Origin of the sequence: Methanobrevibacter sp., assembly GCF_015062935.1 — an archaeon.
In the GTDB taxonomy this organism is placed as follows: Archaea; Methanobacteriota; Methanobacteria; order Methanobacteriales; family Methanobacteriaceae; genus Methanocatella.
The window spans coordinates 38,945-60,555 of record NZ_SUTM01000006.1 but is presented as its reverse complement, the minus strand read 5'-3'; the positions used below and the strand labels follow the sequence as shown (position 1 = coordinate 60,555).

General features: G+C 34.4%; 16 protein-coding genes and 1 pseudogene. 5 read left to right on the top strand and 12 right to left on the bottom strand.

All coding sequences use genetic code 11. The features are described from left to right. Positions 1-224: 224 nt before the first annotated feature. Positions 225-2,795 (bottom strand): annotated as a pseudogene (locus tag E7Z81_RS03935) (DEAD/DEAH box helicase); the annotation flags it as partial. A 323-nt stretch (positions 2,796-3,118) separates the two neighbouring features. On the opposite strand from E7Z81_RS03935, the gene E7Z81_RS03930 reads away from it, so the two are divergent. The 3 genes from E7Z81_RS03930 to E7Z81_RS03920 are packed head-to-tail and all read left to right on the top strand — an operon-like array spanning position 3,119 to position 7,526. Beyond that, positions 3,119-5,587, top strand: a complete 2,469-nt coding sequence (locus E7Z81_RS03930) for a DEAD/DEAH box helicase (RefSeq protein ID WP_292744540.1) — start codon at positions 3,119-3,121, stop codon at positions 5,585-5,587. 12 nt (positions 5,588-5,599) lie between these two features. Further along, the gene (locus E7Z81_RS03925) at positions 5,600-6,820 is read left to right on the top strand and encodes a PD-(D/E)XK nuclease family protein (protein ID WP_292744537.1); all 1,221 of its coding nucleotides are present in this window, start codon (positions 5,600-5,602) and stop codon (positions 6,818-6,820) included. A 25-nt stretch (positions 6,821-6,845) separates the two neighbouring features. Further along, a complete protein-coding gene (locus tag E7Z81_RS03920; RefSeq protein WP_292744534.1) occupies positions 6,846-7,526 on the top strand; it encodes a DUF169 domain-containing protein in 681 nt (226 codons plus the stop codon). Here E7Z81_RS03920 and E7Z81_RS03915 read toward each other — a convergent pair. The 3 genes from E7Z81_RS03915 to E7Z81_RS03905 all read right to left on the bottom strand — a co-directional run bounded on the left by E7Z81_RS03915 (position 7,518) and on the right by E7Z81_RS03905 (position 10,731). After that, on the bottom strand, positions 7,518-8,171 hold the full coding sequence (locus E7Z81_RS03915; RefSeq protein ID WP_292744531.1) for an NTP transferase domain-containing protein: 654 nt from the start codon (positions 8,169-8,171) through the stop codon (positions 7,518-7,520). The genes E7Z81_RS03920 and E7Z81_RS03915 overlap by 9 nt on opposite strands. Positions 8,172-8,196: 25 nt before the next feature. Then, positions 8,197-9,381, bottom strand: a complete 1,185-nt coding sequence (locus tag E7Z81_RS03910; RefSeq protein ID WP_292744528.1) for a hypothetical protein — start codon at positions 9,379-9,381, stop codon at positions 8,197-8,199. A gap of 63 nt (positions 9,382-9,444) precedes the next feature. Further along, the gene (locus tag E7Z81_RS03905) at positions 9,445-10,731 is read right to left on the bottom strand and encodes a Mur ligase family protein (protein ID WP_292744526.1); all 1,287 of its coding nucleotides are present in this window, start codon (positions 10,729-10,731) and stop codon (positions 9,445-9,447) included. A gap of 114 nt (positions 10,732-10,845) precedes the next feature. Here E7Z81_RS03905 and E7Z81_RS03900 point away from each other — a divergent pair, with 114 nt between their 5' ends. Next, positions 10,846-11,241 (top strand): nuclease, encoded by a 396-nt coding sequence (locus E7Z81_RS03900; RefSeq protein ID WP_292744523.1) that lies wholly within the window; start codon positions 10,846-10,848, stop codon positions 11,239-11,241. Positions 11,242-11,263: 22 nt separating this feature from the next. Here the strand turns inward: E7Z81_RS03900 and E7Z81_RS03895 are convergent, their stop codons facing one another. The 8 genes from E7Z81_RS03895 to E7Z81_RS03860 form a co-directional block, all read right to left on the bottom strand. Beyond that, the gene (locus E7Z81_RS03895; protein ID WP_292744519.1) at positions 11,264-14,011 is read right to left on the bottom strand and encodes an SMC family ATPase; all 2,748 of its coding nucleotides are present in this window, start codon (positions 14,009-14,011) and stop codon (positions 11,264-11,266) included. Continuing rightward, complete coding sequence (locus E7Z81_RS03890; protein WP_292744516.1) at positions 14,008-15,282, bottom strand: DNA repair exonuclease; 1,275 nt, start codon at positions 15,280-15,282, stop codon at positions 14,008-14,010. Before E7Z81_RS03890 ends, E7Z81_RS03895 begins: the two co-directional genes overlap by 4 nt. Positions 15,283-15,699: 417 nt before the next feature. Then, positions 15,700-17,202: an ATP-binding protein gene (locus E7Z81_RS03885; RefSeq protein WP_292744513.1), complete on the bottom strand. Its 1,503-nt coding sequence runs from the start codon at positions 17,200-17,202 to the stop codon at positions 15,700-15,702. Next, positions 17,196-18,272 carry a DNA double-strand break repair nuclease NurA gene (locus E7Z81_RS03880; RefSeq protein ID WP_292744510.1) on the bottom strand — a complete coding sequence of 359 codons (1,077 nt, stop codon included), beginning with the start codon at positions 18,270-18,272 and terminating at the stop codon, positions 17,196-17,198. The genes E7Z81_RS03885 and E7Z81_RS03880 overlap by 7 nt, the downstream gene beginning before the upstream one ends. A gap of 65 nt (positions 18,273-18,337) precedes the next feature. After that, positions 18,338-19,090 (bottom strand): geranylgeranylglyceryl/heptaprenylglyceryl phosphate synthase, encoded by a 753-nt coding sequence (locus E7Z81_RS03875; protein ID WP_292744507.1) that lies wholly within the window; start codon positions 19,088-19,090, stop codon positions 18,338-18,340. Positions 19,091-19,231: 141 nt separating this feature from the next. Further along, positions 19,232-19,378 (bottom strand): 50S ribosomal protein L40e, encoded by a 147-nt coding sequence (locus E7Z81_RS03870; protein WP_292744504.1) that lies wholly within the window; start codon positions 19,376-19,378, stop codon positions 19,232-19,234. A 214-nt stretch (positions 19,379-19,592) separates the two neighbouring features. Further along, complete coding sequence (locus tag E7Z81_RS03865) at positions 19,593-20,105, bottom strand: DUF367 family protein (RefSeq protein ID WP_292744500.1); 513 nt, start codon at positions 20,103-20,105, stop codon at positions 19,593-19,595. A 3-nt stretch (positions 20,106-20,108) separates the two neighbouring features. After that, positions 20,109-20,762 carry a hypothetical protein gene (locus tag E7Z81_RS03860; RefSeq protein WP_292744497.1) on the bottom strand — a complete coding sequence of 218 codons (654 nt, stop codon included), beginning with the start codon at positions 20,760-20,762 and terminating at the stop codon, positions 20,109-20,111. Positions 20,763-20,896: 134 nt separating this feature from the next. On the opposite strand from E7Z81_RS03860, the gene E7Z81_RS03855 reads away from it, so the two are divergent. Further along, the gene (locus E7Z81_RS03855) at positions 20,897-21,607 is read left to right on the top strand and encodes a hypothetical protein (RefSeq protein WP_292744495.1); all 711 of its coding nucleotides are present in this window, start codon (positions 20,897-20,899) and stop codon (positions 21,605-21,607) included. Positions 21,608-21,611 lie beyond the last annotated feature (4 nt).

The following is a 21,611-nucleotide window of genomic DNA, read 5'->3' as shown; positions in this document are numbered from 1 at the left end:
GCCTTTGGAAATATTCCTGACTGATAATAAATCAGACCCATCAATGCAAGGGCATCGGCGTTCATGTCATCAAAATCAATTATCTTTTCGAGAATTTCAGATGCAGTGCTTAAATCACCCTGATAGTATAGGTCGTATGCTTCCTCATACATCACGTCAATGTCATCCAATGTATCGATTTTTACGTCTTTTGTAACATCCTGAGGTTTTGACAGCAATACATCCAGTTCATTTGCCATTTCATTGGATTTATCGATTGCCAATGCTTTTTTTACAAAATAAGTTGATATGTCCTTTTGTTCCTGATTATAAAGTATCTGCGCCATTAATGCCAGGGAATCAACATGATTTTTATCTATAGCTAAAACGTTATTGAGAATGTCTTTGGCACTTGAATAATTTCCTTCATCATATAGGTTTAATGCTTCATTAAACATTGCCCCAACGTCATCTTCATCATTCTTATCTGTCGCATTTTCAATTATTTCATGAGATTCTTCCCTTTTTCTGGAAATCAGCTCGGACATGTAGTTGAGAATGTATTTTGTTGCATTTTTGTGAAGAGGTTTGTTATCGTTTCCGCATTTTGGAGAGTATATGCATGCAGGGCATCCGCTTTTACAGTTACAGTTTTCAAGCAGGTCAATTGTGGAATTAAGCAGGTCAACAAATACATCAACCGCCTTTTCACAAATTCCAATTCCCCCTTCATAACCGTCATAGATGAAAATAGTCGCTTCCTGAGTGTCTTCATGATAGTTTGTTGAAAGGCCCCCTATATCAAATCTGTCACACATTGTATGCAGAGGGAACAATCCTATCAGTGCATGTTCGGCTCCGTGAAGACCTCCTGCAAACACTTCCTCTTCTGAAAACATGTCCTCCAGTGTATCCTTAACCTGTTTTGGAATTGTAAACCATAACCCCTTTGTTTTGAATTTCAAAGGAGGCAAATCAAGAGGATATGTTCCAATAGCCTTTGAAAACTGCATCTTCTTATACTTGTAATAGTCTTCACTAACAGTGAGCTCACCGAAATGGATTGTCAAATTCCCGTATTTTGTTTTTGACAGTTTCTTCTCGATGTTGATTTCCGTTTTATTCAAAACCATTGTATGGTAGTCAACGGTTTTTTGAGCCACATTAACAAAGCCGCTTTTCAGATTAACACTATTGACGACATAAGTGTCTCCCTTGTTGATTAGAATAGCACCTTCATGGGCTTCACGATAAACCTGTGACCTTTCCATTGACTCCAAAAGCCTGCCGTTGTTCATCACTTTAAATTCCTGACCGGAAATCTGGTCTAGGGAATGGTCAAGTGCTGGATTGTCATCATAAGGATACATGTAATCTCCACGGATATTCTTATGCAAATCCTTTTTTAAAACCATCTCATCGAGAATGTCCTCGTTAAGGTTGAAGTATTTGTAGATCTCACCGCTTTTGATTGGCAACTCCTTTGCGGCGCATAATATATGAGCCTCCTGAAGAATCGGATTAGTCAGGTCAATGATTGCATTTTCATGGGGTTTGTCGAAAAAGAATTTCGGATTGTTCATGAAATACTGGTCAAGCTGATTTTCAAAAGCTATAAGAATAGCCAAAGATTTCTGATTGCTTCTTCCTGCCCTACCTGATTGCTGCCAGGTTGAAATCATGGTTCCAGGATATCCTGAAATTATAACCGCATCAAGAGATCCAATGTTTATTCCAAGCTCCAAAGCGTTTGTGCATGTAACACCCAAATATTTACCGCTTTTTAGGCCGTCTTCAATTTCACGCCGCTCTTCAGGCCGGTAACCTGCACGGTAAGCTGCTATCCTGTGGGCCAGTTTTCCCTTGATTTGGGTCATGTCCTTTTTTGCCCACATGGCAATCAGTTCTGTTGTTTTTCTGGATACTGTAAAGCATAATGTTTGAATTCCCTTAAGCATCATGTACATGAAAATATTTTCAGTCTCCATATGGACAGACGGGGCATTTTGCATGTTGACCTTATTTCTGCGGTAATTTTTAAATGGATTGTATAATATGAAATCCTTTTCACCGCTTGGAGATGCATCGTGGTCAACCAGAACAAATTCTTCACCTGTGAGTCTGTTTGCAAGCTCCAGTGGGTTTGCAAGTGTTGCAGAGGATAATATAAACTGAGGATATGAACCGTAAAAATTAGCAATTCTTTTAAGCCTTTTGATTAGAAATGCCACGTTTGATCCAAAAACTCCCTTATAGTAATGGGATTCGTCAATGACAATGTATTTCAGATTTTTGTAGAATCTTGTCCATTGATGGTGCCATGACAGGATAAGATGCAGCTGGTAGGGATTTGTAAGTACAATCCTTGACTTGTCCCTGATGCCTCTTTTTTCATCCCTGGGAGTGTCACCGTCATAAGTCCTCGGATTGATTTTTACATCAAGCTCACTTTCAAGATTTTCGAGAACATGAAGCTGGTCGTTTGAAAGTGCCTTTGCAGGATAAATGTAGAGGGCTGTTGCATCGCCGTCTTCAATCATGGTCTCCATTATGGGCAAATTGAAGGCCAAAGTTTTTCCGGATGCTGTTGGTGTTGTAATTATGACATTTTCATCATTTTTTATGGCTTCATATGCTTCTGCCTGATGAGTGTAAAGTTTTACACCCTTTTTATCCAAATAGGTGATGATTTTTTCATTTAAATTGTCCACTTTTTTAAAACTAGCTTTCTTTGCTGGAATTGTCTCAACATGTGCAATATTATCACGATAACGGACATCATTTTTAAACATATCAATATTGTTAGGCTCAGACATAATATCAGCAAAATTAAATTAACAAATATATTTTAAATCGAAATAATATTTAAATTATTTGCTTATTTTGAATATAATAGTCATTTAAAAACAGAAATATGAAAAAAGTTAGGAAAAATTAATTCCCAACTTATTCATGCATATTATGGAAAAAAATCTTTTCCAATGATTATATATTCGGTAATCTTCAAATAAATAATTTTTTGTTTAGTGAAAAACTAGAAACTATAAAAAATTTTTAAATACTTATCAAATGGTCTCTCATTGCTTTTATAAATAACTTTGACACATAGATTAAATTATAATACACTACGAGGGAAAAAATGATTTCATATGATGAATTTGAAGACATTATAGTAAATACACTTAAAAGAGATATTTCTTCAAATCAAGACCAAAAAAATGCAATAATGTCAGATTGCGACAAATCCCTTTTTATTGTAGCAGGACCCGGATCTGGGAAAACAACAGTAATGGTGCTTAAGATATTGAAATACATTTTTGTAGATGATATTGACCCCAGTGAAATTCTAGCTACAACATTTACTAAAAAAGCGGCTGCAGAACTGAATTCCAGAATTCTGGGATGGGGAGATGAGATTAAAAATCACCTCACAAGCAAACTGGATGAAGGAAATCTGGAAGATATAGGAAAGATTTTGGAAATTGAAAAAATAGATTTCAATCAGATTTATGTTGGAACAACCGACAGTGTGGCTGAGGAATTACTGAGGGATTTCAGAAAGCCGGGAGATACCCAGCCTGTTGTGATTGAAGATTTTGTTGCAAATTCCGCAATGATAAAGATACTGATTGAGGATGAAAAATATCTTGACAAGGAACTTGTACAATATCTCCTGGATTTGACAGGCAGGGCAAAACTCAGCGAACCTTCAAAGATGAGTGAAATACTCATTGAGATAAAAAACAGAATCTATTACGACAAAATAGATTTCAACGAATTATATGAAAAAAGCGAAGGCGGATTTCGCCTTGCACTTAACTGCATTAAGGAATATGAAGAGGTATTGAAAAACAGACACACAATTGACTTTGCGATGCTTGAGTCCAATTTCCTTGAAAAGCTTAAAAACAATGAAATGGACGAATTTCTTGATGAAATCAAAATTGTCCTGATTGACGAGTATCAGGACACCAATCTTATCCAGGAGGACATCTACTTTACCATAGCAAAAGCAGCCCTTGAAAATGGCGGTAGCATCACCGTCGTAGGTGATGACGACCAATCACTGTACCGCTTTAGAGGGGCAACAGTGGATTTGTTTACAAATTACCAGCAAAGGGTGAAGGACAGTCTGGGAATTGATGTTGAAGAAATTAACTTAAGGACAAATTATCGCTCAAGCGAAAATATTATTGAACACTGCAACAGATTTGCGGAGCTTGACAAGGAGTATCAGTTGGCAAGGGTTAAAAACAAGCCTAAAATCATAGCTCCTGATTTTGAAAAGGACAAGATGCCGGTTCTTGGAATGTTTAGAAACAATGTTGAGATGCTTGCAAATGATTTGTCCAGACTAATAAACGATTTGGTTAATAAAGGTGAAAGCGACATAAAAGTCCTGAAGGTGCTGGATGATGAGTATTTCAAAAAGATGAACGGTGAAATCAGCATAGCCCAAATGCAGCAGCTTCGACAAAAAAACATCCGGGAAGGAAAGAAAGTGGAAAACATTAAGCTTAAGCTGGATCCTGAATACGGGTCAGCTTCAGACATTGCAATACTGTCCTATTCCCCAAAAGAAAGGCAGTATAGTGCAAGGTCATTTCTGCACCATTTAAGAAAAAACCTGAAATATCTCAAAGAACCTATTGAAATGTTCAACCCTCGTGGAATAGACCTTCAGGATGTTGAAATAGTCGCCATATTCTGCGGACTGATTCTTGAATGCATTGACCCTGAAGGAACAATACAGAAAATGGACAAGACCATACCAAATCTTGCAAAAAGAAACATGATGCGATGGAGAGTTAAAGCCAAGGAGTATATCAAATCAGAACCGGAACCAAACGATTCGATTTCTCTAAATACATTTGTAACACGCTGGCAGATTAGACGCCCTTATCCTGAAACCGATCAGAACGGCAAGGAAATTAAATGGCCACAGACAGCTAGTCTTATGGAACTTGCATATAAACTTACAACATGGGTTGAGGATCTGCAGGGAGATGTTGAAGGGATAGTTTATCTTGAGGCGATTACAAAATCAATCACTCAAACAGGATTTTTCAATGAATACCATTCCAACATATCATTCAGAACACCGCAAGATGAAAGGGATTCAGTACTTGAAGCCATCTGGAATATTTTCATACCCCTTTCAACAGGAGGGATAACCATTGATGAATCACATCTTGAAACACTTCCTGAAGATAGAATCAATGTCCTTTCAATCCACCAGTCAAAGGGATTGGAATTTCCGTTGGTAATTGTGGATGTCGGCTCAAGATTCAAAACAAACGACATAAAGACCCAAAGGCTGAGATTTCCAAAATCAATCAAGGATGAAACCACAATCGAAGATACTATAAGACAGTACAGTTCATTGGGTGAAAGTGAACGCAGTGAAAAGGACCGTTCATTTGACGATTTGACACGTCTTTATTTTGTAGCATTTTCAAGGGCTGAAAGTGTCCTGTTACTGGTTGGCCTCAATTCAGCCATTGAAGGATACACCAAGAAAAATCAGCACTTCAACATACCTAATATAGCTCTTGGATGGAGTAGAGACGAGGAATTTGTAGGTTTTAAGGAGATATACCTAATTTAGGGGAGTGATAAGATGAAATTGCCTTCAAGATCAAAATCATACATGATACCTGAATACAGCTTAACAGGGGATTTGTTGTCCTACATCACATGCGGCCTTCAATACAGATACCAGAACAAAGGCGCTCTTCCACCTTCAAAACCTGTTCAAAGGTGGTTTGGTGAATTCATACACGGAGTCATGGAGGAATCCTATAACGAATGGAAATACAACAAAAAAGACTTTCCATGGGACTGGAAAGAGGACATCAGACCCATTGAAGATTTAATCGATTTAAGATTGCAAGTAAGAGGACTGTATCCCCATGACGAAGAGTTATTCTTCAGCATCAATCAGCCCGGAAAAGACCTGACCATAGATGATTTGAATGAACATGACCATAAAAAACTGGCCAGCGCAAGGGCTGAAGAAGCGATAAACATATGGGGGAAAGATCTGTTCCCTTTAATTAAGGAATCCGAACATTTAATCAAGGGAGTTCGTCCAATGCCCAACTACGAGAAAAACATCAGCAGGTCCAATTATTACGGAATAAACGGTGTTGTTGATGTGCTTACATCAACTAAAATCAATTCAATAAACGAACAGAGCAACTTATATAACTTTAACAACAAGATAGTGAATTTTATTAAAAAGCATCTGGTAAGAGAAAATGACAATGAGGATTATGAAGTCATCATTGACTATAAAGGAATGAAAAGACCTCCTGTGAAAGTCCTCAATCCTTTAAGTGAAGACAAATGGGAAAATCATAAACAGCAGATTCTGACCTATTCCTGGCTTCGAGCCAAACAGGAAGATGCTGCAAACATTTCAGCAGGAATCATTCTTTACCTTAACGAACTTGTTCCATCAAAAGAGGACTTGGCATTAATCAAGGAAGAAATTAGAAACAACTTGACAGACATTCCCGAAGGAATAGAATTTGATGATGATGTTCAGCTGATTGAAGAATGGGAAGAAGATGAAAAAGCTCCTACTCTGTCTGAGGAATTTAAAATGGCAAGGTCCATAAGATACATAGACATCAATGAAAAAGAATGTGAAAAGGCACTTAAAAAGTTTGACAGTGTTGTTGAAGATATTGAAAATTCACTTGTTAATGAAATGAAAGGGTGCAGAATACAGGATGCCTGGAAAGCAGAAGCCGATGAGAGGACATGTCTTGCATGCGACTTTAAAACTTTTTGTAAAAATAACAGTGACATAACAAAAGACTTTAAAATTCCCTAAACATATATTATAATTAGGCGATTCTATGACAAATTCTAATTTGGAAAAAAACAAAAAATATTGTGAAATAATTGAAAGCAAAATCAAACTTGATGCAAAACCGGTAGCAATGAAACTCATCAAAACCGAAGATGACCTCATCGAAGGATATGACCTAATCGATGAAAAAATCAGACACTGCGAAATGGTTAGAAAAGCATCATTAGGTGATAAATTCTACTCCACAATAGACCAGCAACAATGTTTAGGGGGAGCAGGAGCTATTGGACTTAGAGACATGCCTGAAAAATTGGCCAACGGTGAAAAATACTTCTCTTTAGGCAGATTCCAAGACTTGGAAACTGCTAAAAAACTTACAGAAAAACTTTCAATCGTTAAAGATTTAAACTGGGCAATGATTTATGCACCTTTAGACGAAGCTGATTTTGAAGCTGACGTGGTTCAGATTATTACAGAACCTGTCGGAGGAATGAAACTCGCACAAAGTATCGTTTACAAAACCGGTGAAAAAATCGCACCATCATTTGCAGGTATCCAGTCATTATGCGGTGATGCATTTGCAAACCCATATCTTTCAGAAGGAGTAAACTTTACATTAGGTTGTGACGGTTCCAGAAAAGCGGCTGACATTAAAGACAATGAAATGACTGTAGGAATTAGTAAAGCTAAACTTGATGAAGTTATTTCAGGACTTGAATCAATCTAAAAGGTTTAAATAATCATCATAATGATTAATATTCAATAACTCTTTTTTATTTTTTTCTTTTATTCCATAAAACGTATATCCGTCAGCGAAGATTTTTCTCAAAATCGGATTTAAATTATCATCCTCATTTTCAAGATATTTCATCAGATTTAATCTAGGTGCTACAAACGGCATTCCCAAACCTTCTGCAGTATCCAATAAACCTGTTTTTCGTCTTCTTAAAATAGAAATTGTATTGAACGGATCTTCACTGTTCTGACTTACTTCAATCAGTTTATTGAAAGTTTCACTGGAAACCGTAGGCTGGTCTGCAGTTATGCACAAGGCAAAATCAGAATCAGTATTTGACAAACCATTAAAAAGTGATGTTGATAAACCTACATCAACAGGATTATTCTCAATGAATTTAACTTCATCTTTATAATTTTCAAAGATAACTTCTTTTATTTCACTAGAATAGTGGCCGAGTACCACAATACATTCATCTATATTCAAGGATAATGCATTGTCAATTGTGGTCTCAATAACTGTTTTATTTTTAAACGGTAAAATCAGCTTATTTGTTAAATCTAAATTTCTAGCCATCTGGTCTTTTCTCATACGAGAATTCTTTCCGGCCGCCGTAATAATAGTTGAGATTGTCATAAAAAAAGAAAAGAAATATATTCCTTTATTTTGGAATATATCTGGTTATTTGTGCATAAATACCCATACCAGTACCTGAACCTTCAGTCCACATGGTGATTTTAACAGGGTAATCATGATTATTTGTTACAGTAATATCACTTGCAGGGTTGTAACCGAAGAGAACTGCATTTTCAGTATTGTCCATACCAACAGGTAATGAAAATCCTTCTGCAAGAACAGCTGCCCTTAAAGCTCTTGCTGATGGACATACTCCATGAGCTGCACTTCCACCAGGAGCTTCTGAGTCACTAGCTGATTCAAAGTAGACATAGTCTTTACCTGAACTGGTTGAATTAGGTGGAATAATGGTACCGTTCCATGCCTCTACAAATTGTCTTGCATTAACTTCCCTGATAGAATCACCATATTCCGGGTGAGAACCTAAGGAAGTTCCGTAGACTTCACCATTATCTTCAGTATAATTACCAGAATACAATAAAATTGGAGACCCAGTAGGATATTCTGCAGCATAGTCAACTACATCCTGACCAAAGACATATGGAACCTCAGATGAACTAATGTCAGATCTGCCATCTGAAAATCCAACCATACCTTTTTCCAAGGTAAAAGTTGAACCTACATCCGCATCATAGTTATACCAGCTAACTATTGTATTGTTATCATAATAATCATTACTATAATTTAAATTCTTAATCTGGTCTGTAGGAACAGATTGAACAACTTTATCTCCTTCAATAACATCTACACCAGATTCGGTTTTACATAACAGTTTATATGGAGCACTGTAACCCCATACATAATTATCTGGTCCTTTCACAGCTAACTTATCCCCCTCATAAGTTATATAACCCGGACCGTCAATACCTTTAGCATTTCCATATGAATCAATACCCTCGCCGGAAACTAATGAAAAATCAAATGGAACCTTACCTGTAGAAAGTGCCATGAATATTCCCTGCAAATCAAAAGCCATTAACTGATGAGCTAAAAATCCAGCATTGCTTATTAATGGAACTTCAATAGTTTTATTATGTCCTAAAATTGATTGTCCATCAAATATTGACTGACCAACAGTCACATTATATGTTTCTGCAACGCTTTGACCGGTATATGGACTACTGTTTACTGCTGAAAATGCGAACAACAATATGCATGCAAATATTAACACTAAAAATATTACCAGTGATGTTCGTCTCCATTGTCTCATTTATTACACCTAAATATTAATAACATAATATAATATATTTACACTATTATAAAAACATTGGTATTAATTGGACAATTTTTCAGAAATCAGTTTAATTCTTTCTTGAATATCAATTATGGTATCTTGACCATTTCCACCAATCAGTATTGCATCCTCATGAGAATATTCGGCCACAAGTTCTATAATCTCATCCAAAGAGTTAACAGTAATGATATTTCCCATGTAACCTAATGAGTTGAGCCTGTAAATTGCCATGTCAAGAGTGTCATCCAATCCCGGGAACAATACAATGACCTCAGGATTGTATTCAACAGCCACATCCAAAATATCAAGCCTGTGAATCTCATTGTGCCTAGGAGTACCTATAAACACTGCATAAAAATTCTTTTCCTTCAATACTGAAGCCAAAGCATCGGAATTGTCAGTCTTTCCAACATAGACGTAAGCATCATTTATTTTATAGACATCCAATCTGCCTTCAACGGCTTTGAAATTAGCCAAAGTATCCCTAATAATATCTTTAGGAACTTTCAATTCACGTGCAATGGCAGTTGCAAGACCTGCATTGAGCAGATTAAATTTTCCAAACAATTGCAGTTCATCCTGATATTCAAAATATGGAATAGTTTTACTGGCAGATTCCTTAAAATCAGAATTGAAATCCTGATTAAAAGCTGTAAAAATCAAAGTATCTGAAAAGAACCTGACAAGAGAATTCTTATAGTTTGCTATTGTTTTGTGAACATCCATATGGTCATTACCGATGTTGGTTAATCCGATCATGTCAAAATCAAAACAATACTTGCAAAAGTCCAAAGTCATGTCACAGACTTCAACAAGCAGAATATCATAATCTCCCTCACTAGCTTCGAGAATTAAATCATAATAACCTGAAAATCCTCCACCGCCGTTTCCACCGACTAAAACTTTCTTGCTGGCATTTTCCAAAATACTTTTAATCATGTGAACAGTAGTTGTCTTACCGTTTGTTCCGGTAATTCCAATTGTGAAGATTTTCTTATGATTGTCTATAACATCACTTAACAACTCTCCATTTTGCAGTAATTTAGTTGCAAAAGGCCCTCCGTACATGCTGGGACTTATTGCAATTGCATCACACTGTTCAATAGCATAAGGATTGGTGAAACCCAAATCAAGAGTAATATTTTCTCCTACAATGGAAACTGTTTGCTCATCATCCAATAAATTCATAGACAACATTGGCAAATCCAAACCATTCAAATCAACATCAATATTTAAATCTGTTGCATAAACTTCCCAACCATGCTTTAAAAGGGAATTAACTGCTTTTTTTCCTTCTACTCCCAAACCTATAACTGCCGCTTTCATAAAAAACTAATCCTAAAAAATATTTATCATAATTACATAGTATTTTAAAAGTATTAAATATTTTGCAAAATTATTTTAAGTCGTTAGAATAATATTAAAAGCAAAGGTGATTTAATGTTTGAAGATGAAAAAGATGACAAGATTTACAATTTAATAATTTCCAACGGTTTTGACCAAAAAAACGAATATGGCCAATTTACACAAAAACTATTTGAAAAAGTGGATTTTTTATGGAAAGAATCAATTTCAGGTTCATATGAACACGCCAGTGCAGAGTTCTATTCAAAAGTAGACAGAATAATTTTACTTGCAGGACTTTACAATGAAAATAAAGATTTATTCAACAGTTTACTGAATGCAAGTGAAAAATATGATATACCAATTGTTTTGGTAAGGCCACTCGGACTTGAGGAAGTGCCTGAAATATTAGAACAAAAAGCTGCAACAATAGTAGGATGGAACGCAAACTGCATTATTGATTCCATTAAAGATGCAGATGTATTGATATAAAAAAAATAATTAAAAATGATATTTAAAATACCACTTTTGAAATACCATTTTCTTTTTCAACTTTAATTAAATTATCAGCTGCATTTTCCAGCTGACTTTCATGAGTTACAATAATCATTTGAGGCAGGACAGATATGTCTTTCAAAAGATTAATAAGCTCATGTTTTCTAGAACTATCCAAGTGAATAGTTGGTTCATCCAATAGGATGGTATCCAATTCACCTTTGGACATTGCTTGAGTGATACCGAGTCTTAGAGCAAGTGCAATAGCTATTTTTTCACCACCACTAACCATACTCATAGATGATTCCCCTTCAGGACCATAAACGGTAACATCATATTCATCATCCAATGTAAGATCAGAATAATTAAAGTTGAATTCATTGAAGAATTCTTTAGTATATTTTTGGATTAAAGGTTTTGAAATACTTCTTAAATCTTTTTGTATACCGTTCTTACTGTACAGGTTTCTGATATGACTTAACAGATTAATATAATCTGAAACATCATTGTATTCCTGTTGGAACTTATCAGCAGTTTCAATTCTTTCTCTTAAATCTTTTAGATAAGAAATTGATTCACGAGCTCTTCCTTTGAGTTCTGAAAGTTGATTGTTGAAAGAGTTTTGCTGTCTTTCATACATTTCAAAACGATAGACAATATGCTCATATTTTTCCTTATCATAGACAGAAGCCGCAATTTTGTTTTTGGTAATGTCTATTTGATTGATGCTGACGCCAATATCTTCCTTGACTGAATCAATTTGTGTCATTAAAGATTGTTTATTTTTGACAAAACCTTTAAGTTGATTATATTCCTCATTTTTCTGTTTTAAATCAGCAATACGGTCTTTAAGCTCAGCGGCACTGATGTCTCCACTTAAATGAGGATCTTGTTCTATTGCCAATTTGATATTTTTAACATGATTGTCAATTTCATTTTTGACCTGTTTTAATTTATATTGAGCTTCAGTTTCATCACCTAAAACTTCTAATGCACCATTAGCTTTATTGTATGCATCATAAGAAGCCTTATAAACTTCTCTTTCAGATTTGACATTAGCTATAACAAGAATCAATTCACCAAGTTTATTGCTGATAAATTCTTTGGATTCCAAGTCTTCATCAATTTTATTTAATTTAGAAACTTCTTTTTGAAGATGATTGAATTTTTGTTTGTATTCAATGATTTCTTTAGATAAATCAGTGATTTTAACAAGCTTTTCTTCAAGACTTTTCTTATTTCTTTCAAGTAATTTTACATCCTCTTCATTTTGTGCAATTAATTTCCTGTTGTCTGCAATACTGGTTTCATATTGTTGGATTAACTGCAGTTTCTTTTTGGAATCAATATCAGATTGACAGACAGGACATTTGTTGTCAACACCTTCCAAATCTTCTAGCGGTTTTTGTGAAGACTTGATGTTCTGTTTGAAAATAACGATATCCTCATTTTTGGAAATTATGTCATTTGACAAACCGTCAATTTTTTGTTTAATCTCATCAATGAAATTGTTTGTAGCTTTTTCAAGATGATTGAAATCATCAATTTCAGCCAGATCATCCTGAGACATTCCGCAATTATCCAATTTATCTTTAGACCTTGAGAAAAAGTCTCCTATATTGTTTCTTTCTTTTTCAATTGACCTTAATAATTCTTTTTTGTCTTTTTCAAGTTTTGCCATTGCGGCCAGTTCTTTTTCATACTTGACTTTCTTATTATCCAACTTAGTGATTTCTTCTTCAGAGGATATGAATTTATTATACTCTGCTTTTTTATCTGCAACAATTGCTTTTTGTTGAGATATTGAATTCAACTTATCGGATATTTGATTTTCTTCAGCTTTTAAGTTCTGAATGTTTACAACTGATTTTTCAAAGTCAAGATAAACGTCAAGTTTGGAAACATACTTCTCAAGTCTTGAAATGTTCTCTTCAGCATCTCTAATTTTATCAAGATTGTCTTGAAGGGAACGTTTGCTTTCCTCTAATTTTGACAGATTTGCCTGTTCAACTTCCAGGTTGTGAATTTGAGTATCGTGGATTTCCTTTTCTCTTTCCATGTCCCTTTTACTTTCGGATATTTCCTTTAATGATGCAGCTACATCCTCAAGTTGGCTTTCAAGTTCATGGCCTTTATCTCTTAGGGAATCCAATTCGGCTTTTTTAATATCATACTCATCTTTTAAATCTTTTGAGTTGTACAGTTTACCTTTAAGTTCTGAAAGCTGATTTTCATAGTCGTTAATGAACGGCAATAAATTCTTCCATGACTTTTCAAGTGAATCTATACCTAAGAGTTTTGCAATCAGCTGCTTTTTCTCAGCAGGTGTTTTGTCAACAAGCTCGGCAATTTCACCTTGCCTTATATAAATTGCATTTAGGAACAAGTCAGAGTCAATGTCTAAAATCTGGCGAATTTCTTCACTGACTTCCTTATCACCAGTACAGATATGGACAAATCCACCTTCATTTGATGTTTTGGTATAGATTGAAGATTTCAAATTAGATTTCTTTTCACGAACAATTTTATAATCTTTACCGTTGGATGTGAATTCGAGTTCAACAGACATGAAATTTGCATTATTCCTAACAAGGTCATCAATTCTTTTTGCAGTGTGCTGTTTGAATAATGCGAAACTGATTGCTTCTAAAATGGTTGATTTACCTGCACCATTTTCACCAACAATGACAGTGATTCCTTTATCAAACCCAATTATTGTGTTTTGATGTGATTTGAAATTTGTTAATTTTAATTTTTTGAAAATCATTGTTGAACCTCCTTGCTAAAGGTTACCTGAACATCTTTTGGTTCTTCCTCAGAGGGTTTTTCTTCAACTTCCTCAATTGGGGATTCTTCTTTTTCAATTTTCTCAGTGACAAATTCTACATCGTCATCAACTGAATTATAATTGTCCTGGAAAAACTGGTCAATCAATTCCTGAGCATCTTCAAGATTATCTTTTGATAAGTAGTCATATAAATCAAGAGCTAACTTATCCACATCACTATTTCCATAGCCTTCCAATTGCTTAACAATCAATTCCTTCGGACCTACACGTTCGCTGTTGGTGATAATGACATCAATAGGTTCTTCACCAGCCATGTTGAATGTAGGTCTTATCATCAGTGACAGGTCTCCGAGTTCCTCGTTAATCATCTCATAAACAATACCTGTATCTGATTCAACATTATTTATTGTTAAATTCAAGATAGGCTGCTTATCAAAATCTTTAATAGTTTCTTTTATTCCAGCAATTCCGCTTTCCAAATTATTGTAATCAAGGGACCTTTCAATGAATGTACGTGAAATGTCAACTTTAACTCTTTTGACAGTTGGTTTTTGACCGTCTAAATCGACAACGACAAAACCTTTTCCATTTTCTTGATAATCTCTGAGTTCATCGGTTTTCCAGACTTCACTAGATCCCGGATAAACTAATTTTCCATTACCAAAGTCATCACATACATATTTATGAATATGTCCCATTGCATAATAATTGAAATTATCTGGAATGTCACCAAGCTCTAGTTCATATTGATAACCAAAGTATTTATCAATTCCTTGGTGCAAGACTAAAATAGATTTTTCATGACTGGCTGCCTTTTTAGACAATTCCACTAATTTGGATTTTAAAACCTTGGACTGTGATGATGGATAATAAGGCAATCCTGCAATAAAAACATCATCATGCAAGTAATTGGTATTAATAGGGCTGATTACTTTTAATCCTAATTTTTTGAAAATTACTTGAGGTGGAATTGAACCTCTGCGAACCACGGAATCATGATTTCCGGCAATTGCATACATTGGAATTCCTGCGCCTTTTAATTTAAGCAGTCCTTTCTGGAATTCTAAAAGTGCCATTGGAGATGGTTTTGCGGTTTCAAATAAGTCTCCGCTATGTATTACCAAGTCTACATCTTCTTCTATTATTTTGTCTATAACCTTTCCAAATACTTCATAAAAGTCTTTTTCACGCTCAATTAAACCAAATTGGCGATAACCTAAATGAGTATCTGCTAAATGTGCAAATTTCATTATATTACCTTTTTTAATTTTTTGTATATAACCAATTTAAACACTATCACAGCATTTAAGTAAATAATTCTATATTTTATGTAATATTTAATATTTTGCTAAGAGAGCATTTGATAAGAAATCAAAAGTGATTCCAAATGTTAACCGGATACAATTTAAAAAGAAAAAACATTTGAAATAATATCCGGTAAAGAATCAAATTCAGAATCAATTCTAAAAAATATTATTCTTGAAATAATATCCATACTCCCCATAATAATTCAAACATTAGAAAATTCATTTCACTTTGTAAAATTGTATTTAAAGTGAAAAAAATCTTCCAAATCAGATTTAATTAATATTATGAAGAATATGGTATATAAAATTGTTTAAAAATCCTACAACAATATTTTAAAGTCATTGCAATATTGATTTGGATTAATAATCATAGCCCATGTCCAAAGTTTCCTGAACAGCCTCATCCAGCTCTTTTGCCTGCCTTTCTTTAATGTCTTTAAAATGAGAGACAATGTCCATATCATCACCATGGCGACGTCCTTTAAACTCATCAATTTTCACCAAAGTAGGCACTTTGCTCATCAAGCCTAAAACGATAGCTTCACCGACATTTAAAGAAGGAAGCTGATTGACAAGATCCTGTGACAGGCTTTCACTTGCAGATTGAACATGCCTTTGGTCTTCAGGTTCCACCAACCTTAAAATAATCATGTTATTCATTTGTGACAATGCATCATGGTCAACTGTTTTCGGAGATTGGCTGACAAGACATAATCCTAAACCGAATTTACGTCCTTCACGGGCAACTCTCTGAATCCATCTTTTGGAGTCGGATTCCCTTTTGTTCGGAGCTAAAATATGAGCTTCCTCTAAAATGAAAAATACTGAGTTATCAAGTAATGCCTTTTTATCATCACTATGTGCGGCATTTTTGGACCTTTGAAGTGAATTTCTCAATATATGACTTACAAGAACGCTTGCTACAAATTCGTCAACCTGACTCAAATCAAGGACATTAACATAACCTGCCTTGATATTTGAGAGGATATTGCTTGCATTCTTGTCAAAAAGTTTGGAATATCTGTCCATTGAATCGTCAATCTTGTTCATAACATCAACAATCTGCTTGTCTGAACCTTCCTCCAAGGACTTTTCATACAGAATATCATACATTATCTGCAGGAAGTTATTTGAAGAGGCTCTTCCATCACTGAGCATTGTTTTAGCTTCCTTAAAAGCTCTTCTAAAATGTCTTTCCTGGATATAACCATTTGAAGGAATGTTGACCAGACGTTTAATTTCATGAAATTCCATATAGTGAGGGTTGATTTTGGGATTGATTACATTAACATTGCCGTTTGGAAATGTTGCATTCTTATACTCGCCGTGCATATCAAATACAAATACAGGCACACTATATGAGAGCAACTGATCTATCAAAACGGATACTGTATTGGACTTTCCAGCACCAGTCATTGCAAGAATCGCCAAATGCCTTGATAAAATAGGATTTGCATCAACATTAACCTCCACATCACTCTGATTTACAAGAGTACCTAACTTAAGAGGATTTCTAACTTTGAATATTTCCTTTAAAATGTCCTTGTCCGCCAGTCTTATTTCAGTTCCCGGAAGCACAGGAGTTCTAGGGAGCTTTAAGTTATCATTGACATCACCGAGAATTTTAACTTTCCCTCTGATGTAGTTTTCATCAACACCAATTTTTGAAATTTTTTGAATAGCCTTGAAATCATTAATGTCCACGTTTAAAGCATCATTTCCTCTGATTAAGTTTTCAATCATGCCCAAAACTTGTTTTCCATCATATTCTATTGTAACATATTCTCCCACTTTAGGCATTTTGTCTGAAATAAAAGTTACTTCTGTTAGTGAAGTTTCCCCAACGCAAATTCCAACTACCATGACATCACTTCCCTATTTGTTGTCTCATAAATTTTAGCTATTTTCAGCAATTCTCTAATATTCATATCTGTAATTACAACATCATTGTGTGCCTTATTCAATAAATACGGATAACCCTGAACTGATAAGACATTGATTTTTTCTATAATCCTAAATACTTCCTGATTGGATGCCCTGTATGGCAATTCCACTTTTAATACATTTTTATTGTCCTGCAGCCTCACATAAAATATGGTAAATGTCAATGACTTGAAAAAATCATTGAAATAAGGAAAAGCCGCTTTTTCATATACTTTAAAATCATTTTTAATTAATGAAATTCCCTGCTTTTGAGTGTTCTTATCCAAAAATGCAATATCCGGAATATTCCAATGGAACAATGAATTATCGGATGATGTTTTTGAAATAGAAATTATCTTTTTTCTATACTGCAGAATCTCTTTTAAAAGAATGATTTTTTCAATTGATGCAAGATGAAGGTTATATTCCTCGATTTTATTTGAATTTTCACTTCTTGGCAATTCCATCAGTTTAAGCGAATCTCTAATTTCTGGAAATGACAAACCGTAACGGTTTATTTGAAGTCTTCTTTCAAACTCATTTTTTAGAGATTCATCAAGATTGTTTCTAAGCTTGTTTGGCAATTTTGCACCTCTTGGAAATGCATTCTGAAGGTCTCCGAGGATGGACCCGTCGAACATATAATAATCAACATTATATTCCTTAAGGGCTCTTAAAGCACATTTCAGCTCATATATTGCCATGTAATTTCCCAAAAGTTCATCTAAAAATGAAACATGACCTATATCAAAAATGTCTGAGTCATCTATCTTTTTTATTTCGCCATCATAAATTATGGATTCAGCACCGACAGCACAGAAATTGGTTGTTAGAAATTTCTTTTTGTTGAAACTTCCGTCTCCTGCTGCAATAATAAAATCATCAGAACTTTCTTTGATATCCCTATCAAACCACCTTCCCTGCAATAAATCTTCAGGATTGGTTTCTGATTCAATATCATGGATAAATCCTCTTTTAGCGATGGCCTTTTCATACAGTGAATTTAACATAATATCTACCTAACTCTAATTATGTTAAAGGGGTTATAAAAAAATTTAGAGAGAGCAGTTGATAACTACTCCATTGAAGCCTTTTTAATAGCTCCGGTCAATTCTTGAATTTTAGCTAAAACATCATCGGTATCTTCCACAACAGTACCGGTTACTATGATGTCACCACCTGCTTTTGCGGCTGTGTAAGCTGCTTTTGCATCACGGATTCCACCACCAACAACAATTATCATGTTTTCAGTAGCTTTTTTAGTGTATGCAATCATTTCTGGAGGTATAGGCTTATCTGCACCGGAACCTGCTTCAAGATAGAAGAATTTAAATCCGAACATTTCATGTGCCATAGCATATACTGCAGGGATTTTCGGTTTATTGCGAGGTACGAGTTTTGCATCTCCAACCCACCCGACGGTTCCGCCAGGTTCTGCAACCATGTATGCCATGGATAAAATCTCACTGCCTGATGCTTTAACAGTAGGTGCAGCAATGGACTGTGCACCATTAATCCAGTATTGATTAGTGGAGTTAATGTAACTCATGAAGAAAATAGCATCTGCATATTTACTTACACTGCTTGTATTTCCAGGGAAAATAATAATTGGAACTGCAATGTTTTCTGACAATATTTTACAGGTATTATCAACATCGTCACCGTTGACAGTAGAACCTCCAATCATAATTCCATCAGTTCCACCTTCAATAGCCTGAGTAGCGATTTCTAAGGCTTCCTCTGGTGTCTGTTCATCAGGATCAATTAATGTAAAATGAATTTTTCTTGTTTTTAATATATCGCGAATATACTTCTCAACGTCTTTCATAAAATAAAATTTGTTAAAAATGATATATTAAATTAATTGTTAAAAAAAAGAGTAAATTAAAATTAAATTCAAATTTTTAAAAGAGTTTATAAATAAACTCTAAAAAAAATTCGCTTTTGAAAATTATAAAAAAGAATGAATCTATGCTCTAGGTTCTTTAGCTTTGTATCTTAAACCTTTGTAACCGCATTTTCTGCAAGTAGTTGCACCAGCAGGGTTACGAGCATTACATTTTAAGCAGATTTTTACATTGAACATTCTGTTTTCTGCTACTTCAAATCTTGCCATTAATAACTCCTCCTATAATCATGAAAATTTAGTAATAATAAAATTGTTATGAATTAAAATCGATTTTTCGCTCTTCATAACTATTAATTAATTATTTTAATTTAATAGTATTTAAATGTTTAGTAAAAATAGGTAAAATTAACAGAATATGGCCTGATTAAAATAATAAAAAATTAATTCAATGATTTTAAAAATTAAAATTTTAAAAATTTAATCAGTGCTCTTCTAAAAATTCATTTTGAACTTTTACAACTTCAGCACTAGTATCAACTTCACTGTAAGCTTCAAGCAGATCATGATTCAGCTCTAAAAAGGTGTGACCCCATTTAAAACCGTTCATCAAATCACGTGCTTCATCCTTGAAGCGGGTAATGTATAGTGTTGCTGAAATAGCCTCGACGGTTGACAATATGCAAGGTTTTCCATAATTTACAGGGTTTGTGGCTATTAAAAAAGGAAGTGATCTGTGATATTTTGAAAGTGAAAAGAATTTTTTAGAACTTGACACCTCATTCCAGGAGCAGTCAAGTCCCACAATTCCTCTTCTATGAACATATCTATAGTCTTCATAGGATACAGCTTTTTCTGCATATGGATTTAAAACTATGGCTCCTGAAGGTATTCGGTTTATATCATAAACTAACCTGCATTTGCCCATCTTTTCCATTTTGATAGAAGTGCATTTTTTTCTATCGCATTCATTTGCATGAAAAACTGTAATTTTCATATTTTAACCCTGCAAAGCTGAAGTATTTCCTGCTTTAACCTGATGAACTAACTCCATTTGCTGAGCAAATTCATCTTCTGAAAGACCGAATTCATCATAGATTTTTGGAACATTCTTACTTTCTTTTAGGGATATGCTCTTTAGCAACGGCTCAATATAATCTTTATATGCTGGGGAAAACATCTGATTAGACGCATCCACATCGGATTTTCCATCAAATATTGCATAAATCAGATATCCTTGTTTTTCACCTTGGTGTTGGCAAATAATAATATTCATTGTATTATTAGTGTTGTTTCCCTGAATTGCTTGGTTAAAGTAAATATTCCAATCGACTCCGTTGAATGATCTTTTTTCAGGGTTTGCAACTCCTTGAAGATAGTAAATGTCCATCAATGCAGTTGAATTGTCTACAGTTGAAATATTGTATGTGATTTTGTGCTGTTTATCCTCATAAGAATGCATGAATTTTTCAGTTCCATTTTCTAAGCTTACATTTCCAACAAAACTTCCTTCCATAAAGTCAGTTTTAAATGGAGTGGTTTGCATATTTCCGTTATTGTCTCCGTTCAACATTCCAGTGGCAAAAGCATATCCTACAACTGCAATAATTGCAACAATTACCACTAAAATGATTATTGTATATTTATCATCCATTACGAAAACTCCATAATTTTTTCATTTAATAATTTATCAAAAGTCTTTAATAAACTTTTATTTTGATTAAAAAAGTATTTTAATTAATAAAAACAAAAGTTTTGTATATTATAAAATTAATAAGGTTCAAACTTATGAATAAAAAAAGACAATATGAAATAGTGTTATTAATCTTGGTCATAATTGTTTTAGTTAATTTGGCGTTCATATTCATAGCAACTGAAAATCAACGAAATAGCGTTTATAATATTACTGAAATTGGAAATAATACTGATGGTGCTGTTTACAAGATTGTAGCCGGAAATTCACAGTCAAAAGATACCGTAGGAATCATATTGGGCGTCCATCCAAGAGAACATGAAATTCATGAGGCAGTCAATAAAACCATTTACAACATTACTTCACAAAACGGTGACAAAAACCTCACCAAGAAGTATGTTATCTATTACATCAAGGCAAATGACAATTTGACTTCCCGTGATGATACAAGGTCTGCCGGAGAATCCCTGGCCCACAAGTATGTTGTTCCAAATATTGAAAAGGACAATCCGTTTATTGTTGTTGATGTTCATGAAATCGATCCGATATACGAATATTCCAACTTCCTGTTTAGCCTTTCCAACAGGTCAGATGCAATAAACAGATATATCGATAAGATTTCTGCAGACATTGGCATTGTTGACTTTAACTTTACCGAAGGAACAAGTCCTGAAAAGGTAACCCAGCCCATAGCCAACAAGGGAATCAATACAATTTTGGTTGAAACATCAATTACAAACAGCCTAAGTGAAAAACAGAATACTGCAGATAAATTAATTAAATGTTTAGATGAATTAAATCCTTAATGTG